This is a genomic window from uncultured Paracoccus sp., from assembly GCF_947496875.1.
Taxonomy (GTDB): Bacteria; Pseudomonadota; Alphaproteobacteria; order Rhodobacterales; family Rhodobacteraceae; genus Paracoccus.
In genome coordinates this window covers 1-368 of sequence record NZ_CANMEH010000093.1, presented here as the reverse complement: position 1 = coordinate 368, position 368 = coordinate 1, and the positions used below count along the sequence as shown (strand labels likewise).

General features: G+C 73.4%; 1 protein-coding gene. It reads left to right on the top strand.

Annotation, left to right across the window (positions count from 1 at the left end; all coding sequences use genetic code 11):
• Window positions 1–368 (top strand): MFS transporter (locus Q0938_RS19250; protein WP_299365737.1); only part of this gene is annotated, 368 nt, incomplete at both ends.

Below are 368 nucleotides of genomic sequence, written 5' to 3'. Positions count from 1 at the left end.
GGCCTCGGCTATGGTCCGATCACGCCCTCCAGCTCGCATCTGCTGGCGCGGACCACCCCGCCGCACCGCATGGGCCTCACCTTCTCGCTCAAGCAGACGGGGGTGCCGCTGGGAGGGGCGATGGCGGGGATCCTAGTCCCGCCGGTCGTCGCGGGCTGGGGATGGCAGGCGGCGCTGATGATGGTGTCAGCCCTCTGCGTCGGCATGGCGGCGCTGAGCCAGCCGGTGCGGAATGGGCTGGACGCCGCCGGGCTGCAGGACCGGCCGGCACGCGGGCGCAGGCGCGACGTCCTGGCGCCGCTGCGGCTGATCCTGGAGCGTCCGGCGCTGCGCGACGTCGCCTTCTGCTCGTTCTTCTACAGCGCCGT